Source organism: Streptococcus sp. 20925_1_77 (assembly GCF_041432125.1).
Taxonomy (GTDB): domain Bacteria; phylum Bacillota; class Bacilli; order Lactobacillales; family Streptococcaceae; genus Streptococcus.
Genome location: NZ_JAPVZB010000004.1, coordinates 1 through 17,811 on the forward strand (window position 1 = coordinate 1; position 17,811 = coordinate 17,811).

Annotated in this window: 19 protein-coding genes and 6 tRNA genes; 22 read left to right on the forward strand and 3 right to left on the reverse strand. The window is 38.9% G+C overall.

Features of this window, described 5'->3' with window-relative positions:
- The first annotated feature begins 14 nt into the window (after positions 1-14).
- The 6 genes from O3626_RS03440 (at position 15) to O3626_RS03465 (ending at position 571) form a co-directional block, all read left to right on the forward strand.
- A tRNA-Thr gene (locus O3626_RS03440) sits at positions 15-87 on the forward strand.
- Positions 88-110: 23 nt separating this feature from the next.
- Positions 111-182, forward strand: a tRNA-Gly gene (locus O3626_RS03445).
- Positions 183-189: 7 nt separating this feature from the next.
- Positions 190-275, forward strand: a tRNA-Leu gene (locus O3626_RS03450).
- Positions 276-294: 19 nt separating this feature from the next.
- A tRNA-Arg gene (locus O3626_RS03455) sits at positions 295-368 on the forward strand.
- A 36-nt stretch (positions 369-404) separates the two neighbouring features.
- Positions 405-478, forward strand: a tRNA-Arg gene (locus O3626_RS03460).
- 19 nt (positions 479-497) lie between these two features.
- Positions 498-571, forward strand: a tRNA-Pro gene (locus tag O3626_RS03465).
- A 96-nt stretch (positions 572-667) separates the two neighbouring features.
- Here O3626_RS03465 and O3626_RS03470 read toward each other — a convergent pair.
- Both O3626_RS03470 and recX read right to left on the reverse strand, forming a co-directional pair.
- Positions 668-1,201 carry a DUF402 domain-containing protein gene (locus tag O3626_RS03470; RefSeq protein WP_003005798.1) on the reverse strand — a complete coding sequence of 178 codons (534 nt, stop codon included), beginning with the start codon at positions 1,199-1,201 and terminating at the stop codon, positions 668-670.
- Positions 1,202-1,296: 95 nt separating this feature from the next.
- A complete protein-coding gene (gene recX / locus O3626_RS03475; RefSeq protein WP_371495288.1) occupies positions 1,297-2,079 on the reverse strand; it encodes a recombination regulator RecX in 783 nt (260 codons plus the stop codon).
- A gap of 37 nt (positions 2,080-2,116) precedes the next feature.
- Between recX and rlmD the strand changes: the two genes are divergently transcribed.
- From rlmD to O3626_RS03545, 14 genes are all read left to right on the forward strand, one after another.
- Positions 2,117-3,469 (forward strand): 23S rRNA (uracil(1939)-C(5))-methyltransferase RlmD, encoded by a 1,353-nt coding sequence (gene rlmD / locus O3626_RS03480; protein WP_070589689.1) that lies wholly within the window; start codon positions 2,117-2,119, stop codon positions 3,467-3,469.
- Positions 3,470-3,479: 10 nt separating this feature from the next.
- Positions 3,480-3,923: a cytidine deaminase gene (locus O3626_RS03485; RefSeq protein ID WP_070673735.1), complete on the forward strand. Its 444-nt coding sequence runs from the start codon at positions 3,480-3,482 to the stop codon at positions 3,921-3,923.
- Positions 3,924-3,932: 9 nt separating this feature from the next.
- Positions 3,933-4,166: a DUF1858 domain-containing protein gene (locus tag O3626_RS03490; RefSeq protein ID WP_003005810.1), complete on the forward strand. Its 234-nt coding sequence runs from the start codon at positions 3,933-3,935 to the stop codon at positions 4,164-4,166.
- Positions 4,166-5,512: a DUF438 domain-containing protein gene (locus O3626_RS03495; RefSeq protein WP_371495290.1), complete on the forward strand. Its 1,347-nt coding sequence runs from the start codon at positions 4,166-4,168 to the stop codon at positions 5,510-5,512. Before O3626_RS03490 ends, O3626_RS03495 begins: the two co-directional genes overlap by 1 nt.
- A 2-nt stretch (positions 5,513-5,514) precedes the next feature.
- On the forward strand, positions 5,515-5,769 hold the full coding sequence (locus O3626_RS03500; protein WP_013903179.1) for a DUF1912 family protein: 255 nt from the start codon (positions 5,515-5,517) through the stop codon (positions 5,767-5,769).
- Positions 5,770-5,949: 180 nt separating this feature from the next.
- A complete protein-coding gene (locus O3626_RS03505; RefSeq protein WP_003011968.1) occupies positions 5,950-6,297 on the forward strand; it encodes a helix-hairpin-helix domain-containing protein in 348 nt (115 codons plus the stop codon).
- 110 nt (positions 6,298-6,407) lie between these two features.
- A complete protein-coding gene (locus O3626_RS03510) occupies positions 6,408-6,581 on the forward strand; it encodes a hypothetical protein (protein WP_371495293.1) in 174 nt (57 codons plus the stop codon).
- Positions 6,565-7,143: a flavin reductase family protein gene (locus O3626_RS03515; RefSeq protein ID WP_371495295.1), complete on the forward strand. Its 579-nt coding sequence runs from the start codon at positions 6,565-6,567 to the stop codon at positions 7,141-7,143. Before O3626_RS03510 ends, O3626_RS03515 begins: the two co-directional genes overlap by 17 nt.
- On the forward strand, positions 7,130-7,690 hold the full coding sequence (locus O3626_RS03520) for a GNAT family N-acetyltransferase (protein WP_371495297.1): 561 nt from the start codon (positions 7,130-7,132) through the stop codon (positions 7,688-7,690). The genes O3626_RS03515 and O3626_RS03520 overlap by 14 nt, the downstream gene beginning before the upstream one ends.
- A gap of 64 nt (positions 7,691-7,754) precedes the next feature.
- Positions 7,755-8,120: a hypothetical protein gene (locus O3626_RS03525; RefSeq protein ID WP_371495299.1), complete on the forward strand. Its 366-nt coding sequence runs from the start codon at positions 7,755-7,757 to the stop codon at positions 8,118-8,120.
- Between the two features lies 1 nt (position 8,121).
- Entirely contained in the window at positions 8,122-8,301 is a 180-nt protein-coding gene (locus O3626_RS03530; protein ID WP_061563651.1) for a hypothetical protein, read from the forward strand.
- Positions 8,302-8,314: 13 nt separating this feature from the next.
- The gene (locus O3626_RS03535) at positions 8,315-10,966 is read left to right on the forward strand and encodes a valine--tRNA ligase (RefSeq protein WP_371495301.1); all 2,652 of its coding nucleotides are present in this window, start codon (positions 8,315-8,317) and stop codon (positions 10,964-10,966) included.
- A 73-nt stretch (positions 10,967-11,039) separates the two neighbouring features.
- Complete coding sequence (locus O3626_RS03540; RefSeq protein WP_371495303.1) at positions 11,040-11,966, forward strand: DUF1837 domain-containing protein; 927 nt, start codon at positions 11,040-11,042, stop codon at positions 11,964-11,966.
- The gene (locus tag O3626_RS03545; RefSeq protein WP_371495305.1) at positions 11,936-14,212 is read left to right on the forward strand and encodes a helicase-related protein; all 2,277 of its coding nucleotides are present in this window, start codon (positions 11,936-11,938) and stop codon (positions 14,210-14,212) included. The genes O3626_RS03540 and O3626_RS03545 overlap by 31 nt, the downstream gene beginning before the upstream one ends.
- 152 nt (positions 14,213-14,364) lie before the next feature.
- Here O3626_RS03545 and O3626_RS03550 read toward each other — a convergent pair whose 3' ends face one another.
- Positions 14,365-14,769 (reverse strand): hypothetical protein, encoded by a 405-nt coding sequence (locus tag O3626_RS03550; RefSeq protein WP_371495307.1) that lies wholly within the window; start codon positions 14,767-14,769, stop codon positions 14,365-14,367.
- A 126-nt stretch (positions 14,770-14,895) separates the two neighbouring features.
- On the opposite strand from O3626_RS03550, the gene O3626_RS03555 reads away from it, so the two are divergent.
- Positions 14,896-16,116, forward strand: coding sequence for a DNA cytosine methyltransferase (locus O3626_RS03555; RefSeq protein ID WP_371495309.1), 1,221 nt, complete (start codon positions 14,896-14,898; stop codon positions 16,114-16,116).
- Between the two features lie 78 nt (positions 16,117-16,194).
- Positions 16,195-17,769 (forward strand): hypothetical protein, encoded by a 1,575-nt coding sequence (locus O3626_RS03560; RefSeq protein WP_315377408.1) that lies wholly within the window; start codon positions 16,195-16,197, stop codon positions 17,767-17,769.
- Positions 17,770-17,811: the final 42 nt, after the last annotated feature.

Below are 17,811 nucleotides of genomic sequence, written 5' to 3' on the forward strand. Positions count from 1 at the left end.
GAGAATAATAATGAGCCGGCTTAGCTCAGTTGGTAGAGCATCTGATTTGTAATCAGAGGGTCGCGTGTTCAAGTCATGTAGCCGGCATTTTTTTATATAAAGAAAGCAATGCGAACGTAGTTCAGTGGTAGAACACCACCTTGCCAAGGTGGGGGTCGCGGGTTCGAATCCCGTCGTTCGCTTGAGGAGGCCGGGGTGGCGGAACTGGCAGACGCACAGGACTTAAAATCCTGCGATTGGTAACGATCGTACCGGTTCGATTCCGGTCCTCGGCATAGACAAAGGTTGAAAGAAGCACCCTTAGCTCAACTGGATAGAGTACCTGACTACGAATCAGGCGGTTAGAGGTTCGACTCCTCTAGGGTGCATGGTCGCAAGGCTATGTAATAATTGAATAGGAACGAGCACCCTTAGCTCAACTGGATAGAGTACCTGACTACGAATCAGGCGGTTAGAGGTTCGACTCCTCTAGGGTGCATAAAGCGGTAGCTTTAGATCGGGAAGTAGCTCAGCTTGGTAGAGTACTTGGTTTGGGACCAAGGTGTCGCAGGTTCGAATCCTGTCTTCCCGATAGTGTTTCGAAAAAGTCTAATGATTGTCATTAGGCTTTTTTGTAGGTAATTTTTCATTAAGTTAAAAGAAAAAAGAGCTTGCGCTCTTTCCAACTTTATTTATTTCGCAGTTCAACATAACGGTTATACCAAATTTTGATATATTCCTCAGAAAAAGGACCTTTGTTTTGGTTTATCCAATCTACTAGAACCTTAACATTTTCCTTTAAAATAAAGTCGATGTCATCTGAATAGTGCATTTTTTCTTTATGCTGCTCGTATTCTTCAACATCTAACAATTTTTTTTCACCATTGGTAAAGACTTTGACATCGAGATCATAGTCGATATATTTTAAGGCTTCTTGGTCAATGTGAAAAGGACTTGCTAGGTTACAGTAGTAAGACACACCATTGTCACGGATCATGGCGATGATGTTAAACCAATATTTTTTATGGAAATATACGATCGCTGGTTCACGTGTAATCCAACGTCTACCATCACTTTCAGTAACAAGTGTATGATCATTTACTCCAATAATTGCATTTTCGGTTATCTTTAATACCATGGTGTCACGCCATGTACGGTGTAAACTGCCATCATGTTTATAACTTTGAATTGTAATAAAGTCGCCTTCTTTAGGTAGTTTCATAACTTACCAACTTTCTACAATCTAAGTATATCCTCTATATTGTATCATATTTTTTCAAATTTTTTCTTATTTTTCTATTTAATTTTCAATTTGGTTTATGAATCTAAGTATTCTCTAATGGTTGACGTTATATCACTATAATCGTAGCCTTTTCTGGCTAGTGCCTGAGTCAAGCGTTGTTTGAGGTCATAGCCTTCATATTTTTTACTGTATTTACGGTATTGTTTTTCTAACTCTTTTAGAATGAGCTCATTGGTTGTTTCTTCATCTGTTTCGAGATCGAGATTTTGGAATGCTATCTTTGCTTGGTTGTAAGCAAAGCCTTTTGAAATGAGTGCGTGGATGATTTTCGTTTCAATGGCTTTTAACGGGTATTTTCCTTGGTATTTTTTTAGGAGTTTTATTGCGGTACGGTCGATCACTTCTGAAAAATCATAGTCTGCAAGAATTTCTTGAAGGATAGATTTTGGGATCCCTTTTTGTTGAATTTTTTGTTGTAATAAGATAGGACCCTTATCGCCACTGAGAAGGTTGGCTTCTATCAGGTTTCTTGCATATTGACGATCATCTAACCACTTGTCTTCTTTTAGGTGTTGGACCACTTTATCAATAATGCCACTTTCAATCTCATACTTTGTCAGGTAGTCTCTGACTTCTTTTGTTGTCCGAGCTTTAAAAGAAAGATGGTAAAGGGCCAGGTTTTTACCATAGGAGTATTGAGCAAACTCTTGGATTTCTTTTAGTTCCTCTTCACTGATTTCTTTCTCTTTGGAAAGGAAATATTTGACGATGGTGTCTTCTGTAATATAAAGTTTTTGATCACTGTCTAATTCTAGGAGGTAGAGTCTTTTTTTCTTTTCTAGTTTTGTAATTTTCATGTTTTTATTATACCGAAAAATGTGTTAAGATAGGGATATGAACGTTAAAGTAAAACAAAAAATTCCTTTGAAAATTAAACGAATGGGAATTAATGGAGAAGGGATTGGCTTTTATAAAAAAACACTTGTCTTTGTACCAGGTGCTTTGAAGGGAGAAGATATCTTCTGCCAAATTACAAGTGTCAAGAAAAATTTTGCGGAAGCCAAACTCCTATCTGTGAATAAGGCGTCTAAGTTTCGTGTGACGCCCATGTGTGATATCTATGAGACCTGTGGGGGCTGTCAAATCATGCATTTGAAGTATGACAAGCAGCTGGAGTTTAAGACAGATTTATTGCAACAGGCCTTGAAGAAGTTCTCACCTGAAGGCTTTGAACAGTATGATATTCGGCCGACAATTGGAATGCAGGAGCCGCTTTACTATCGGGCAAAATTGCAATTTCAAACAAGGAAATTCAAAGGCCAGGTGAAGGCAGGACTCTATGCTCAAAATTCACATTATTTGGTGGAATTAAAAGATTGTTTGGTTCAAGATCCGGTTATTCAAGCTATCGCCAACGATCTAGCGGATTTATTGACCTATTATCAGATTCCAATTGCTGATGAGCGTAAAGAACTGGGTGTCAGAACCATGATGGTTCGACGGGCTCGGAAGTCTGGGCAGGTTCAGATCATTGTGGTCACCAGTCGTCAGATTAACGTAAATAATTTGGTGGAAGACTTGGTCACAAAACACCCTGAGATTGTCACAGTTGCTGTTAATAAAAATACGTCTCGTTCCAGTGAGATCTATGGGGAACAAACGCAGATTATTTGGGGAGAAGAGGCCATTTTGGAAGGTGTTTTGGATTATGAATTCTCCCTATCTCCTCGAGCCTTTTACCAGTTGAATCCGGAACAAACTGAAGTATTGTATAGTGAGGCTGTCAAGGCTCTAGATGTTTCTCCAGAGGATCACCTGATTGATGCCTATTGTGGGGTTGGAACGATTGGGTTTGCTTTTGCGAATAGAGTAAAAAGTGTGCGGGGGATGGATATCATTCCTGAAGCGATTGAAGATGCTAAATACAATGCCAAACGGATGGGATTTGAGAATACCCACTATGAGGCTGGGACAGCAGAAGAGATCATTCCTCGCTGGTACCAGGAAGGCTATCGGGCTAATGCTGTGATCGTGGATCCACCTCGTACGGGCTTGGGGACAAAATTAATCGAGACCTTGTTGCACTATGCACCTGAAAAGATGGTCTATGTCTCTTGTAATGTCTCTACTTTGGCACGGGATCTAGTAGCTTTGACGAAGGTTTATCAGGTTGAATATATTCAATCAGTGGACATGTTTCCCCATACTGCAAGGACGGAAGCAGTTGTGAAGTTAGTGAAGAAGTGAAAGTAGAAGAATGGATATTTGGGAAAAACTTTATCTTGAGGCGAAAGCTCTCTATGCGCCTCAAGAGGTTTCAGATTTTGTCTATGCTCGACATGTGGTTGCTGCTGTTGAGGCTGCAGATGGTCAGATTTTTACGGGCTTTTGTATGGAAGGAACCTGCGGTGTCTTTCATTTATGTGCCGAACGAGCGGCCCTTTTCAACATGTATCAACAATCAGGACAGACCAAGGTCAAGCGCATTATTGCTTTTCGAGACAAGCCTCCTTATGGAGAAGGTTCTGGGATGCCTTGTGGGGCCTGTCGTGAATTTCTCCTTGAGCTAAATGCAGAGAATCGTCATCTAGAATTTATGGTGGATTATGAGAGTCGCAAGACCATTACTTTAGGTGAATTGATGCCTCTTTGGTGGGGCGAAGAACGGGCTCGTCAGAGAGAGAATAAAGGGAAGAAGTAGAGGAAATAAATGGACAATGTTATTGATGTATCGATTCCAGTTGCTCAAGTTATTGATCAACATCCGGAGGTATTGGATTTGTTGGTGGAGTTGGGCTTTAAACCCTTAGCCAATCCGATCATGCGCAATACAGTTGGGCGCAAGGTTTCCTTAAAACAAGGATCAAAATTAGAAGGTACTCCTATGGAGAAGATTGTGAGAACACTAGAGGCTAATGGCTATGAAGTAGTGGGGCTAGACTAATGAGTGATGAACGAATTCACGTCTTAAGAGATATCTTATTAGAGCTTCATCATGGAGCTTCCCCTGAGTCGGTTCAGGAACGGTTTGATGCGACCTTTGCAGGGGTTTCTGCGATTGAGATCTCTCTTATGGAGCATGAACTGATGAACTCCGATGCAGGTGTTACTTTTGAAGATGTGATGGAGCTTTGTGATGTCCATGCCAATCTCTTTAAAAATGCGGTTCAAGGGGTCGAAGTTGCAGATACCGACCATCCAGGTCATCCGGTTCAAATCTTTAAACAGGAGAACTTAGCCCTTCGTGCGGCTATGATGCGGGTACGTCGCTTGCTAGACAATTATGAGACGACTGAGGATCCTGAGATGATTCAGGAGATTCAGAAGGGCTTGTTACGTCAGCTGGGCTTGGTGGGTCAATTTGATCGGCATTACCGTCGTAAGGAAGAGTTGATGTTTCCGATTATGGAAAAATATGGGCATGATTCCCCACCAAAAGTGATGTGGGGAGTGGATGACCAGATTCGAGAACTCTTTGCGAAAGCTTTGGATGCGGCCAAGATATTACCGGATTCTAGTATTTCTGAAGTCAAGGAACGCTTTGAAGCCTTTGCGCAAGAGTTTGAGGGCATGATCTTCAAGGAAGAATCGATCCTCTTGATGATTTTGTTGGAGGCCTTTACCCAGGATGACTGGCTCTCCATTGCAGAAGAAAGTGATGCTTATGGTTATGCCATTATTCTCCCAAGTGAGAAATGGGTGCCGAAACGCGTGGACTTCAAGGAGGAAGCGTCGAAAGAGTCAGAAGGTTCAACTGAACCACTTCCTTCTTCAAAAGGCGATGAGCAACGCCAGGTCATTGAGACTCCTGAGGGGCAATTGACCATTACCTTCACGCCTAAGAAAAAAGAAGAGAGCTTCGACCGTCAGCAACCACAAGCTTTTGGCCATGGCTTTCTATCGGTGGAGCAAGCGAATTTAATCTTGAATCATTTGCCGATGGAGATCACCTTTGTCAATAAGGATGATATTTTCCAATATTACAATGATGCTGCGCCTTTTGAGGAAATGATTTTTAAGAGGACGCCATCGCAGGTAGGACGCAATGTTGAGCTGTGTCACCCACCGAAATATTTGGAGAAGGTCAAAGCGATCATGCAAGGGCTTCGTGAAGGGAAAAAAGACAAGTATGAAATGTGGTTCAAATCAGAATCGCGTGGGAAATTTGTCCATGTCACCTATGCAGCCGTGCGTGATGAAGCTGGAGATTTTCAAGGTGTCTTGGAATATGTTCAGGACATTCAACCTTATCGGGAGATCGATACGGATTTTTATAGAGGAATGGAGTAAAGATGAGTTACGAAACAGAGTTTATGAAGGAGTTTGAGGAGTGGATCAAGACTCAAGTCATGATCAATGAAATGGCTCTAGAAGAGAGTAAGAAGGTTTTTGATGAAGACCAGGATGAGCGAGCTAAAATCGCGATGATTCGCTATGAAAGCCGTTTGGACGCTTATCAGTTCTTGCAAGGGAAGTTTGAAAATTTCCATGCTGGAAAAGGATTTCATGATTTACCAGATGGCCTCTTTGGTGAAAGAAAATATTAAAATGGCCTTATTGAAGGCGTTTTACTAGCTAGATTTACCTGAAAATTGAGCAATGACTTGATTTTTTAGGGGATTGTGATACAATAAAAAAGTTGAAATGACATCAACGGATTTTTGAATGGAATAATGGTGATGAAACCTTGTTGCCTTAGGAATTGATCACTGAATTTAGGAGGAAAAATGGCAAAGAAGAACGTAAACCGTGCGAAACAATACAAACATCAAAATAGACATCTTTTGAAAAAAGCTGTCGCAACTGTAACTGCAGCTGTAAAAGAAGCACCTAAAAAGGTTGAGAAAGCTACAAAAGCAGTGGCGAAAGAAGTGAAACAAGCAGCTTCTTCAGTGGAAGAATTTGCTGCAAGTTTGGAAGGTGTGGCACTTGATCGTGCGCAAACATTCTATGATGAAGGTATTCGCTCTGTTGCGGACTTCGCAAACTGGACAGAAAAAGAGTTGTTGGCCCTTAAAGGAATCGGCCCAGCTACAATCAAGAAATTGAAAGAACTAGGCGTTAAATTTAAATAATTGCTTTTATGATTTCTTGCTATTTCCAGGAAAACTTGCTAAAATGAACCTATTAGAGGTGTTTTGAATTCCACATTTTACAGAAAGTGGCGGTGCTGAGAAGTCCACAAATGTGTCAAAACTGGTTGCTAATGGATGAAAATGAAATAAATAAAGTTGCGGGCATTGCCCGAAATTGGGTGGTACCGCGGATCAACATATTCGTCCCTGTCAGATTGATGACAGGGGCGATTTTTCTTTTTGCAACCCTGGCTGAAGGAGCTTGTCATGAAACAATCTTTTAACACTAGTAAACTCTACTATGGCTTTCCTATCTTCATCTTGGGGTATCAGGACCAGAACTTTGGGAACAATATCACGACCTGCAGTTCCTCTTATAGCTTGGGAGATTGGCTGGTCATCGGAGTTGGTGCTGAGGAAAATGCGGCTGACCAGATTAAGCATTATCAACAGTTTTCTGTGAATATTCCTGCTGAACATCTCATGCTTGAGATGGAGCAGGCTGGGTTTATCAGCCATCGGGAGAAATTGAAACTCCTAGGGCTAGACTACGAAATTTCTGAACGGACTCAGGCTCCGATTTTGGAGGCCTGTCCAGTCGTATTGGAGTGTCAGGTAGATCGGATTATCGAGGAAGATGGCATCTGCCATATCTTTGCTAAGATTCTTGAGCGACTGACTGATCCAGATCTCTTAGATGACAAGGGGCATTTTATAAATGACCGCTTTGCGCCGACTTACTTTATGGGGGACGGCCATCAGCGCGTTTATCGTTATCTGGATGACCGAGTCGACTTCATGGGAAGCTTTATCAAGAAAGCGAGGAAGAAGGATGACAAGAACTGAATTGCCCGAACGAATCGAAACGAAGCGTCTCGTTTTACGAGTCCGTAAAGTGGCGGATGCTGAGGATATCTATGCCTACGCTAGTCTCCCAGAGGTCTCTTATCCAGCGGGCTTTCCGCCCGTCAAGACCTTGGAAGATGAGATTTATTACCTAGAACATATCCTTCCCGAGCGCAATCAAAAAGAAAATCTTCCAGCTGGTTACGGCATTGTGGTCAAAGGGACAGATAAAGTTATTGGCTCAGTTGATTTCAACCATCGCCACGAAGACGATGTGCTGGAGATTGGCTATACCTTGCACCCAGACTATTGGGGCCGAGCTTATGTTCCCGAAGCTGCGCGTGCTTTGATTGATCTGGCTTTTAAAGAATTGGGACTTCACAAGATAGAATTGTCTTGCTTTGGCTACAATATCCAAAGTCAACGAGTCGCTGAGAAACTTGGTTTTACCCTTGAAGCTCGCATAAGAGACCGCAAAGATGCTCAAGGCAACCGCTGTGATGATTTGAGATATGGCTTGCTGAAGAGTGAGTGGGATGAGAAATAACTAAGTATAGACACTAAAAAAAAATTGTAAAGTTTAAATAACTTATAAAGTATTGAGGTACAAAATGAAAAACGAAAGCTTGGATTTAATTATTAAGGAAGTAGAAAATCAACAGGAAAAAGAGTTAGTTCGTTTTGAATCTAACTTATCTGAAGGAATAAATAAGTACAAAGAAGTAATACCAGCTGATCTAATAACACCCCAACTACAGGAAAAAATTGACAACGAAGTAAAATTACAATTGGTTGAATTTCAAAAAAGTATTGATTTGAAACCGAAAGCATTATACCATGCTTTAAAAGTTGAGGCTGAACTTAATCCTGAAATTGAAAAAGATGATTTGAAACAAAGTGCTTATGATTTCTTGGAAAAAACAACAAAAAACAAATATTTAAAAAAGATTATTCGTGAGCTAAAAAAAGGAGTATAAAATGGCAAATGTTGGGGATTTAGCTGTTAAAGGAGGAAAAGCTGTTATTAAATTTATGCTAGAATTGATAACAGAATTTCTGAAAAGTGAAGAATTTAAAAAACAAATGAAATTCATGGTCGAAACTTTAGTTACTAAGGTAGTTGATAAAGTTATAGAAGAAAAGAAAAGAAATAACTAGAAAGGACACACACATGTCTAAAGAACTTTCACCTAAATACAATCCAGCCGAGGTTGAGGCTGGTCGTTACCAAAAATGGCTTGATGAGGATGTTTTCAAGCCTTCAGGCGATCAAAAGGCTAAGCCATACTCAATCGTGATTCCACCACCAAATGTAACTGGGAAACTTCACCTTGGTCACGCTTGGGATACTACTTTGCAAGATATCATCATCCGTCAAAAACGGATGCAAGGTTTCGATACACTTTGGCTTCCTGGTATGGACCATGCTGGGATTGCCACTCAGGCTAAAGTAGAAGCGCGTTTGGCTGAAGATGGCATCTCTCGTTATGATCTGGGTCGTGAAAAATTCCTTGAGAAAGTCTGGGAATGGAAAGACGAATATGCGACGACTATCAAGCAACAATGGGGTAAGATGGGGCTCTCTGTAGACTACTCTCGTGAGCGTTTCACCCTTGATGAAGGGTTGTCAAAAGCGGTTCGTAAGGTCTTTGTAGAGCTTTACAAGAAGGGCTGGATCTACCGCGGTGAATTTATCATCAACTGGGATCCAAAAGCCCGTACAGCCCTTTCTGATATCGAGGTGATTCACAAGGATGTCGAAGGTGCCTTCTACCACATGAACTACATGTTGGAAGACGGTTCACGTGCTCTTGAAGTAGCAACAACTCGTCCTGAGACTATGTTTGGGGATACTGCTGTAGCGGTTAACCCAAATGATGACCGTTATAAAGATTTGATTGGTCAAAATGTTATCTTGCCAATCTTGAACAAGCCAATCCCAATTGTTGGGGACGAACACGCAGACCCTGAGTTTGGTACCGGTGTGGTGAAGATCACACCTGCCCATGACCCTAATGACTTCTTGGTTGGTCAACGTCATAATTTGCCACAAGTGAACGTTATGAACGATGATGGTACCATGAATGAATTGGCTGGTGAATTCAACGGTATGGACCGCTTTGAAGCTCGTAAGGCTGTTATCAAGAAGTTAGAAGAAATCGGTGCGCTTGTTAAGATTGAGAAGATGACCCACTCAGTTGGTCACTCAGAGCGTACAGGGGTTATGGTTGAGCCACGCTTGTCTACCCAATGGTTCGTCAAGATGGACCAATTGGCTAAGAATGCCATTGCTAACCAAGACACAGACGATAAGGTAGAATTTTACCCACCTCGTTTCAACGATACCTTCCTTCAATGGATGGAAAATGTCCATGACTGGGTAATTTCTCGTCAGCTCTGGTGGGGTCACCAAATCCCTGCTTGGTATAATGCTGAGGGTGAAATGTATGTTGGCGAAGAAGCACCAGAAGGTGACGGATGGAAACAAGACGAAGATGTCTTGGATACTTGGTTTAGTTCAGCCCTATGGCCATTCTCAACTATGGGCTGGCCGGATGTCGACTCAGAAGACTTCAAACGTTACTTCCCAACTTCAACCCTAGTAACAGGTTACGACATCATCTTCTTCTGGGTGTCTCGTATGATCTTCCAATCATTGGAATTCACAGGACGCCAACCATTTAAGAACGTCTTGATCCACGGTTTGATCCGTGACGAGCAAGGACGCAAAATGTCTAAATCTCTCGGAAACGGGATCGACCCAATGGATGTCATCGAGAAATACGGTGCTGATGCCCTCCGTTGGTTCCTTTCAAACGGTTCTGCACCAGGGCAAGACGTGCGTTTCTCTTATGAGAAAATGGATGCGTCTTGGAACTTCATTAACAAGATTTGGAACATCTCTCGCTATATCCTCATGAACAATGAAGGATTGACCTTGGATGTAGCGCGTGAAAATGTGGCTAAAGTCGCTGCTGGTCAAGCAGGTAACGTGACAGACCGTTGGATTCTCCATAACCTCAACGAAACTATTGGAAAAGTCACTGAAAACTTTGATAAGTTTGAATTCGGTGTGGCTGGTCACATCCTCTACAACTTCATCTGGGATGAGTTTGCGGACTGGTATGTTGAGTTGACTAAGGAAGTGCTTTACAGCGATAATGAAGACGAAAAAGTCATCACACGCTCTGTTCTTCTTTACACCTTGGATCAAATCTTGCGTCTCCTTCACCCAATCATGCCATTCGTGACTGAGGAAATCTACGGTCAAATCTCTGAAGGAACAATCGTGACTGCGGAATACCCAGTGGTTCGTCCAGAGTTTGAAAACGAAGAAGCAGCCGCCGGCGTTGAAGCTCTTAAAGATGTGATTCGCTCCGTTCGTAACTCACGTGCAGAAGTGAATGTAGCGCCAAGTAAACCAATCACTATCTTGATCAAGACAAGCGACAGCAAGCTCGATGCTTTCTTCAATGACAATGTCAACTACATCAAACGCTTCACAAACCCAGAACACCTGGAAATTGCAGCAGATGTAGAGGTACCTGATTTGGTTATGTCAAGCATCATCACAGGTGCAGAAATCTACTTGCCACTCGCAGACCTTCTCAATGTCGAAGAAGAATTGGCTCGTCTTGAAAAAGAATTAGCCAAATGGCAAAAAGAACTGGATATGGTCGGTAAGAAGCTCTCTAACGAACGCTTCGTAGCCAATGCCAAACCAGAAGTCGTCCAAAAAGAACGCGACAAACAAGCCGACTACCAAGCGAAGTACGACGCGACCGTAGCACGTATTGATGAGATGAAGAAGTTGGTGAAATAAACATAGAAACACGGCGGTCTGCCGTGTTTTTTTGGTATAATGAAAGTGAATTTATTGGTTTTGGAGCGGGATATTGAGGGATAATCTTAAAAATTTAATAAATAGGGCAATAGTAAAATATACTTTTCCTATTATACTTACTGACGAACAAGAAAAAGTAACTTCAATTAATAAGAGTAATTTAACAACTGCTGGAAAGGATGAATATTGTTTTAAAGGCAATGATAATGACATTTCAAAGATAATTTATAATGGGATTGTTGAATTCGCTGAGAATGAATTTAAGATTGATTATGATAATTTGGATAGAGAACAAACAAAGGTGATTAAAACTAAATTAAAATATAATGAAAAGGATTCCTCTCAAACAAAACTTCAATACGGATTTTATGGGGAAGTACTTTTAGATTTATTTTTAAGAAATTATTTTCATACTGATGTTCTAATTGCTAGAGGTTATTTTTATTCACCTCTTGAAAATTCTGAACCAAAAGGGTTTGATGCTTTTCATATTATTGATAATAAAGGAAATTTAGAGCTCTGGTTTGGAGAAGCAAAATTTCATCAAAGTTTTACATCTGGAATTAACTCTGTACTTTCCAAGATAAATTATTCTATTTCAGATGACTATTTGAATAATCATATGTTTGCAATTATTAATGAGAAAGATAATATTTCTCATTTGCATCCAATTTTAGAAGGAATAATTAAAAAATGGGAGGATAATCCTGATATTATTCTTGCCGATGAATTACAAAATAATAATATTGAATTAGTGTATCCTGTTTTTATTGCATATCAAAAACAGCCAACCTACGGTTACGAAAAATCAATTGCATCCAGTGTGGATAAAATCAATAGGGAGTTAGGAAAATATTCGTTAAATTTAGCTGTTAAAATAAAGGTTAGTATATTTGTAATGCTCTTACCTGTTGATGATTCTAATAAATTAAAGGAAGAAGTGATTGAATGGATAGAAACGAAAGAACCGCTCATCTAATCAAAGAATTGAATTTATATAAACGATACCCTGAAAGAAGAGGCGTCTTTGTCAAGTCAACTTGTGACTATTACGACGCTGTTAAAATAGACGAACTTACAAGTAATGATTTAAATTTCTTGCGTTATATAGCAAATGAAGCTGGAGTTCCACAATATTATCAGTTACTTGAAAATAAATATCAAGCAGGTAAAACTATTAATAAAGAGAGCATGAATTTATTATCTATGAGTTCTTTTATTAATGAAGCGGCTTTAATTGTAAAAGATGAGATGTTACATAAATATCAAAAAGAAGTCACTGACTTGTTTGAAATTAATACTGAAAATAGATATATTCTTTCTGCGCCAACTTCTTTCGGCAAAACTTTTACAGTTTATACTATTATAAAAAAGATGGGTTACTCTAATATATTATTAGTATTTCCTACAATCAGTTTATTATCGGAAAATTTGTTGAAACTACAAAATGATGAGTTCTTTTCTACATATAAAATTCATAGCTTAAGTGAAATAAAAAAAGAAGAGTTTGGAGAAAAGAATATATTCATCTATACTCCTGAGCGATACCTATCATTTTTAGATAATAATAGTTTGAATTTTGATTTTACATTCGTAGATGAAATATATAAAATTGACAATGATTTTATTATCAATAATGAGACTCCAGAAGAAAATGAGCGAGATACTGCATATAGACTTGCTTTAGAATACGCTTGTCGAAATAGTCGGGATTTATTACTTGCCGGACCGTATATTCAATTTCAAAAACCAGAAACTAGAGTAAACTCATTTAATAATTTTACTTCAATAAATAGATTTAATAAATTAGAATACAATGATATTGAAATTGTTTCAAAAAATATAACCCATATTAAAAGAAATAAATTTGAAATTGGGAATACAGTGTATAGATTAAAAGCTGGTACATCAACTATGCAAGATAAAGTTGCACAATCTATTATAAATTTAGATGAAAATACCCTGATTTATTGCGGAAGAAAGTATGATGTAGAACGATTCGCAGGTTTTTTGTTGAGAAATCCTGAATATAATTCACTTTTATTAAAAAAAGATGACAATGAATTGTATTCAATATTTTTAGAACACGTAGAAAAAAATTTTGGTTCAGATTGGATTCTGTTTAAAGCACTTGAAAAAAGAATTGGAATCCATCATTCAGGAATACCAAAATATATACAAAATGAAATGATTAATTTATTTAATAAAGGTGAACTACTATGTCTTTTTTCTACAACAACAATTACTGAAGGTGTTAACACGACTGCAAAAAATTTAATTATTACTTCTGTCAAAAAGGGAATAAAGTCATTGAAACAGTTTGATGCTAAAAATATTGCTGGGAGAGCAGGCAGATTTAATGTACATTATAGTGGTAATGTCATTGATTTAACTGAAGAATTTGAAGCTGTTATTGAATCGCAACAGGACGAAATTGAACATAAGAATTATGATAATAGCCGAAACAAAACGGATGTAGATTTAGAAGTGACACTTGATGACTTTTTGACAGATGATGATAAAAATTTCAAGACTGAAATTAATAAAGCTAAGGTAAAATCAGGATTACCAGATTTTATTTTTCAATCTTACAGAACAATAGGCCCTTTGGAGAAAATCTCAATCTATAATCGTATAAAAGAGATGTCGTTAGTCGAATTTCATAAAATTGATCAGTTGAAGCAGGTATTAAATTTGAGCAACGGCACAGAAATTCATTGGGAAGGTTTTCAAACAGTAGTTGATATTTGTCATAATTTTGTCTCTAATTCAGATTTAAAACATATAATGGAAACTAGGGTAGGAAAGAAACATTTTTCTTTAATTGTGATACAGTTATCAGATTTTTTACAAAAAGGTTTTTTAGGGATAGTTGATTATTATGTCAAAAAACAGAATAAAAACAAAGATATGGCAATTAGAATAACTGCAAAATTAATCTACACAATATTTAAATATCATCTCGTAAAGTATTTAGGAGTGTTTGATTTGCTATATAGATTCCATTATTCAAAGGTCTACAAAAGAAACTTTGATGATGTTACTGGAATTAATATTCTTCTGCAAAGGCTAGAGTATAATGCTCTAACTGATATTGGACGCAAATTGAGTGATTATGGAGTTCCTTTTGAATTAGTAAAATATTATGATGGAAGTGTAACTACTAAAAATTTTGATTTATATGAAAGTTATGTAGATAGAAGAATACAAAAATTACTTGAATAAAAGATAAGACTGGGCAAAAACTCAATTTCAGGAGAAAATGAAGTAAATCTTTCCACAATAAAACGCATAGTATCAAGGTTTTTCAATACCTGATATTATGTGTTTTGGATTTTAAAGACTTTTTTGCCCAGCCCTTACCTTAGTAATTATATTTAGATAATCGTAAACAAAATATCAGTAGGACTAGTCCATTCTACTTTGATTCTTGTCCCAACGGTTACATTCATTTGATTGAACCAGTAGTTAAAGGCTCTCAAGTTACCTCTACCAGAAAGATTTTTAGCATAGTGATCTCCTGCTTGAGAATTCCCTGATGCTTTTACTACTCCATCGAAGAAGTCATCTGTCGATTTAGCATTAAATATATTCTGTCCTAAAATATCTCTTCCTTGAGTATGTATAGAATTATATATTCCATACCGATGTGCATCTAAACTTGGAATCGGGATATAGCATTCTCCTTCAATCTGAGGTCGAGAATTGGTGTATCTGTATGTCCCCCATCCAATATGAGTTTCTTTAAGTTCTACTATGAATTGATCTCCTTGTTTTGGCATTATGCACCTCCTTAAGTTTATATATTCATTATATCATTTATATTTGAAATGTGTTTATATTCCAGTATTTTTTTAAAAATGATATACTAGTTTAGTTAATCATATTTTTAGAAAGCAGGTTACTACATGACAAATTCTGTAAGTTCGAACCGACCTGAGAAGTACAACATTGCAGCCTTCTTCTCAGGTGTTGGGGGAATTGAGTTGGGATTTGAACAGACCAACGAGTTCAGAGTGGTGTATGCCAATGAATTTGATAAGTATGCGCGTCAGACTTATCGTTTAAATTATCCAAATACGCATTTGGATAGTCGTGATATTCATGCGGTGCAGCCGGAAGACATTCCAGCTGAGCGCGTGGATGTGATTATGGGAGGTTTCCCTTGCCAGGCCTTTAGTATTGCGGGTTACCGCAAGGGCTTCGATGATGATCGTGGAGATCTTTTCTTTGAATTACTTCGCATGATTGAAGGGCGTAAACCTCGAGCTATTTTCATCGAAAACGTTAAGAACATGGTCGGTCATGACCATGGCAATACCTTCAAGGTTATTCGTGAAGCTTTGACGGAGAATAACTACTTCATCAAGTGGAAGGTTCTCAACGGAAAAGACTATGGAAATATCCCACAAAACCGTGAGCGGATCTATATCGTTGGTTTTGATACCAAAGAAGCTTATGACTTGTTTGAATTCCCAGAGGAAATCAAGTTGACAACGACTTTGGCTGATGTCATTGATTTTGGTGCCAAGCCAGATGAGGCCTACTATTATCGAGAAGGTAAGCAGAATTTCTACGCTGACCTCAAGGCCAACGTGACCAGTCAAGATACTGTCTACCAGTGGCGTCGTCAATACGTTCGTGAGAATAAAAACGGAGTTGTTCCAACCTTAACGGCTAATATGGGAACAGGCGGGCACAATGTTCCGTTGATACTGACTGACAGTGGGGAGATTCGTAAGTTAACACCGAAGGAAACCTTCAATGTACAGGGTTATCCAAAGACCTTTAAGTTGCCTGAGGGGGTTTCCAATGGTCAACTCTACAAACAAGCTGGAAATAGTGTGGTCGTCCCTGTGATTAAACGCATTGCAGAGCGGATTGCTTTTGCCCTTAATGAGAGCAATGGGCCGTTTCAACTGGATCGTTCAGGAAAATTTGCCATTATCTACACAAAGATGAATGGTCAATTTGAAGGTCAGTCTTATGTGAAAGATTTTGTCTCCACTTATGAGGAAGCAGAGAAGAAGATTGCCTCCTATGAGGATGGGCTTGCAATTTTATCGGATGAAGATTATTTCAGATTGGTAAAAAAACGTGGAAATTTTGAGTTTTACAGCATTATTTAACGAATTATATAAGTAAGGAGACTAGTGAAAATCTAGTCTTCTTTTGATATACTTAAATAAGAAGTGAGGAATTGAATGATGTGGGAACACCTAAAACAAGAACAAAAGGAAAAATACAAGACTCTCATTACCAATTTTGCTAGTCTGAGTGAGGCCTTTTCTCAGAAAGCAGAAGGTGAAGATTCTGATGATCGAGAGAGCTATGTTGCTCCGATTGTCAATTCAAAATTCCAAGAGACTGTTTTCCAAAAGGCTTTTCATGCGGTTGGTGAGGATATTGCCAATACCTCTTATGATGCTTCAGTTGTCGTTGATGAGCAACATAAGTATTTGGTTGGGATTAAATCCTTTGGTTTGGACTCAGGGGATCAAAAAATTGCTCAGTTCAAGAAAGATTCACAGTCTTGGAATGAGTTGTTGAGTGAAATTCGATTTCAGGCTGATATTTCACCGGACAAGGAAACCGCTGATAAAGAAAATCGTGCTCGCTATGAAAAACTGGCTCGTGAGATTGCGTCTTTACGAAATCAGCGGATTGAATCCTCAAAAGCTCTCGTTAAGGGATTTCATTCTGATGCTAGTCACGTAGAAGCCGTCTATCATGTTTTGATGCCGACTTCGAAAGCACACAAGCCTCAGATCCATGTAGGAGAGACGACTTATCTGCCGGTTGACCTAGATAATCTCAAAATTCTAGGCTCAACGACTAAGAACAATCCGACAAATTTCCGTTTTACGGACGGCCAGCATGATTACAAATATACGGCTGCAGATAGTCAGCTCCATATGACCTTTAGGAATAAGGAGATTGTAGTTGACACCTGGGATGTGAATTATGTCGAAGATCCTTTTTATCTCTTTGAACACCTTCACTTATTGACCTCTGAGAAAAGTGATTCGGAGATTCTTGAAACGGTGTCATGGGTGATTACTGATAAGCACGGAAATGTAGAAGAAAATTCTGGCTTTAATGCTTTTAATGGTGGTTCAAAGTTGGCCAAGAAGGAGCGCTTGCCACGGATTTTAAAGATTCAGGACAAATTTAAAGATAGTCTGGCTCCAGAAGAATTAGCTTTTGTAACCTTCTCTTTAGAAGAAATCCTCTTGAAAAAATGGTCTACCAAGGAAGAAAAAGCCCAGATGAAATCTATTCGTGAGGACTTGATTCGCTTTGTACACGAGACGGGAAATGAAAAATTAGTCAAAGAAATTGAACAGCTGGTGTATCGTCCAGTCAGTGAAGTGTATATCCCTCTTCCAGACTCCAAACATTTCCATGATGAGCGTCCGGACTTTTTTGGTAAAGGGATTGGAAGGTTTGAGCCAGGTACTAGTAAACTTGCGCTCCCAAAAGATGAACGGACCTTTAAGCTACGATTTTTATCATCAGGTGATGTGATTACTGCCTATATCAACCAAGAAGCTGGGAAGGCTATTCAATCAACTGATAAGCAAGAAATCCTTGGGAATTGGATCCTTCGAGGGGTCTTTCAATTAAAAGACAGAGAAATCCTAACAGGTAAGAAATTGTCTCAGCTAGAAATCAATGGTATCCGTCTTTCTAAATTCAAAAACGGTGAAATCGGCATTGATTTCATCTGGATTGATATGGACAATCCTCCTGCAGATGCGATTGGTTGGGTTGCGAAATAGAGAGTAAGAAACTATTCATAGGACTACAAAAACACCACCTCC

Coding starts and splice junctions, on each gene's coding strand:
- O3626_RS03510 (WP_371495293.1), top strand. CDS start 6,408: ATGTGTCAAAACTGGTTGCTAATGGATGAAAATGAAATAAATAAAGTT.
- O3626_RS03525 (WP_371495299.1), top strand. CDS start 7,755: ATGAAAAACGAAAGCTTGGATTTAATTATTAAGGAAGTAGAAAATCAA.
- rlmD (WP_070589689.1), top strand. CDS start 2,117: ATGAACGTTAAAGTAAAACAAAAAATTCCTTTGAAAATTAAACGAATG.
- recX (WP_371495288.1), bottom strand. CDS start 2,079: ATGAAAATTACAAAACTAGAAAAGAAAAAAAGACTCTACCTCCTAGAA.
- O3626_RS03495 (WP_371495290.1), top strand. CDS start 4,166: ATGAGTGATGAACGAATTCACGTCTTAAGAGATATCTTATTAGAGCTT.
- O3626_RS03555 (WP_371495309.1), top strand. CDS start 14,896: ATGACAAATTCTGTAAGTTCGAACCGACCTGAGAAGTACAACATTGCA.
- O3626_RS03550 (WP_371495307.1), bottom strand. CDS start 14,769: ATGCCAAAACAAGGAGATCAATTCATAGTAGAACTTAAAGAAACTCAT.
- O3626_RS03490 (WP_003005810.1), top strand. CDS start 3,933: ATGGACAATGTTATTGATGTATCGATTCCAGTTGCTCAAGTTATTGAT.
- O3626_RS03470 (WP_003005798.1), bottom strand. CDS start 1,201: ATGAAACTACCTAAAGAAGGCGACTTTATTACAATTCAAAGTTATAAA.
- O3626_RS03545 (WP_371495305.1), top strand. CDS start 11,936: ATGGATAGAAACGAAAGAACCGCTCATCTAATCAAAGAATTGAATTTA.
- O3626_RS03500 (WP_013903179.1), top strand. CDS start 5,515: ATGAGTTACGAAACAGAGTTTATGAAGGAGTTTGAGGAGTGGATCAAG.
- O3626_RS03520 (WP_371495297.1), top strand. CDS start 7,130: ATGACAAGAACTGAATTGCCCGAACGAATCGAAACGAAGCGTCTCGTT.
- O3626_RS03530 (WP_061563651.1), top strand. CDS start 8,122: ATGGCAAATGTTGGGGATTTAGCTGTTAAAGGAGGAAAAGCTGTTATT.
- O3626_RS03505 (WP_003011968.1), top strand. CDS start 5,950: ATGGCAAAGAAGAACGTAAACCGTGCGAAACAATACAAACATCAAAAT.
- O3626_RS03560 (WP_315377408.1), top strand. CDS start 16,195: ATGTGGGAACACCTAAAACAAGAACAAAAGGAAAAATACAAGACTCTC.
- O3626_RS03535 (WP_371495301.1), top strand. CDS start 8,315: ATGTCTAAAGAACTTTCACCTAAATACAATCCAGCCGAGGTTGAGGCT.
- O3626_RS03485 (WP_070673735.1), top strand. CDS start 3,480: ATGGATATTTGGGAAAAACTTTATCTTGAGGCGAAAGCTCTCTATGCG.
- O3626_RS03515 (WP_371495295.1), top strand. CDS start 6,565: ATGAAACAATCTTTTAACACTAGTAAACTCTACTATGGCTTTCCTATC.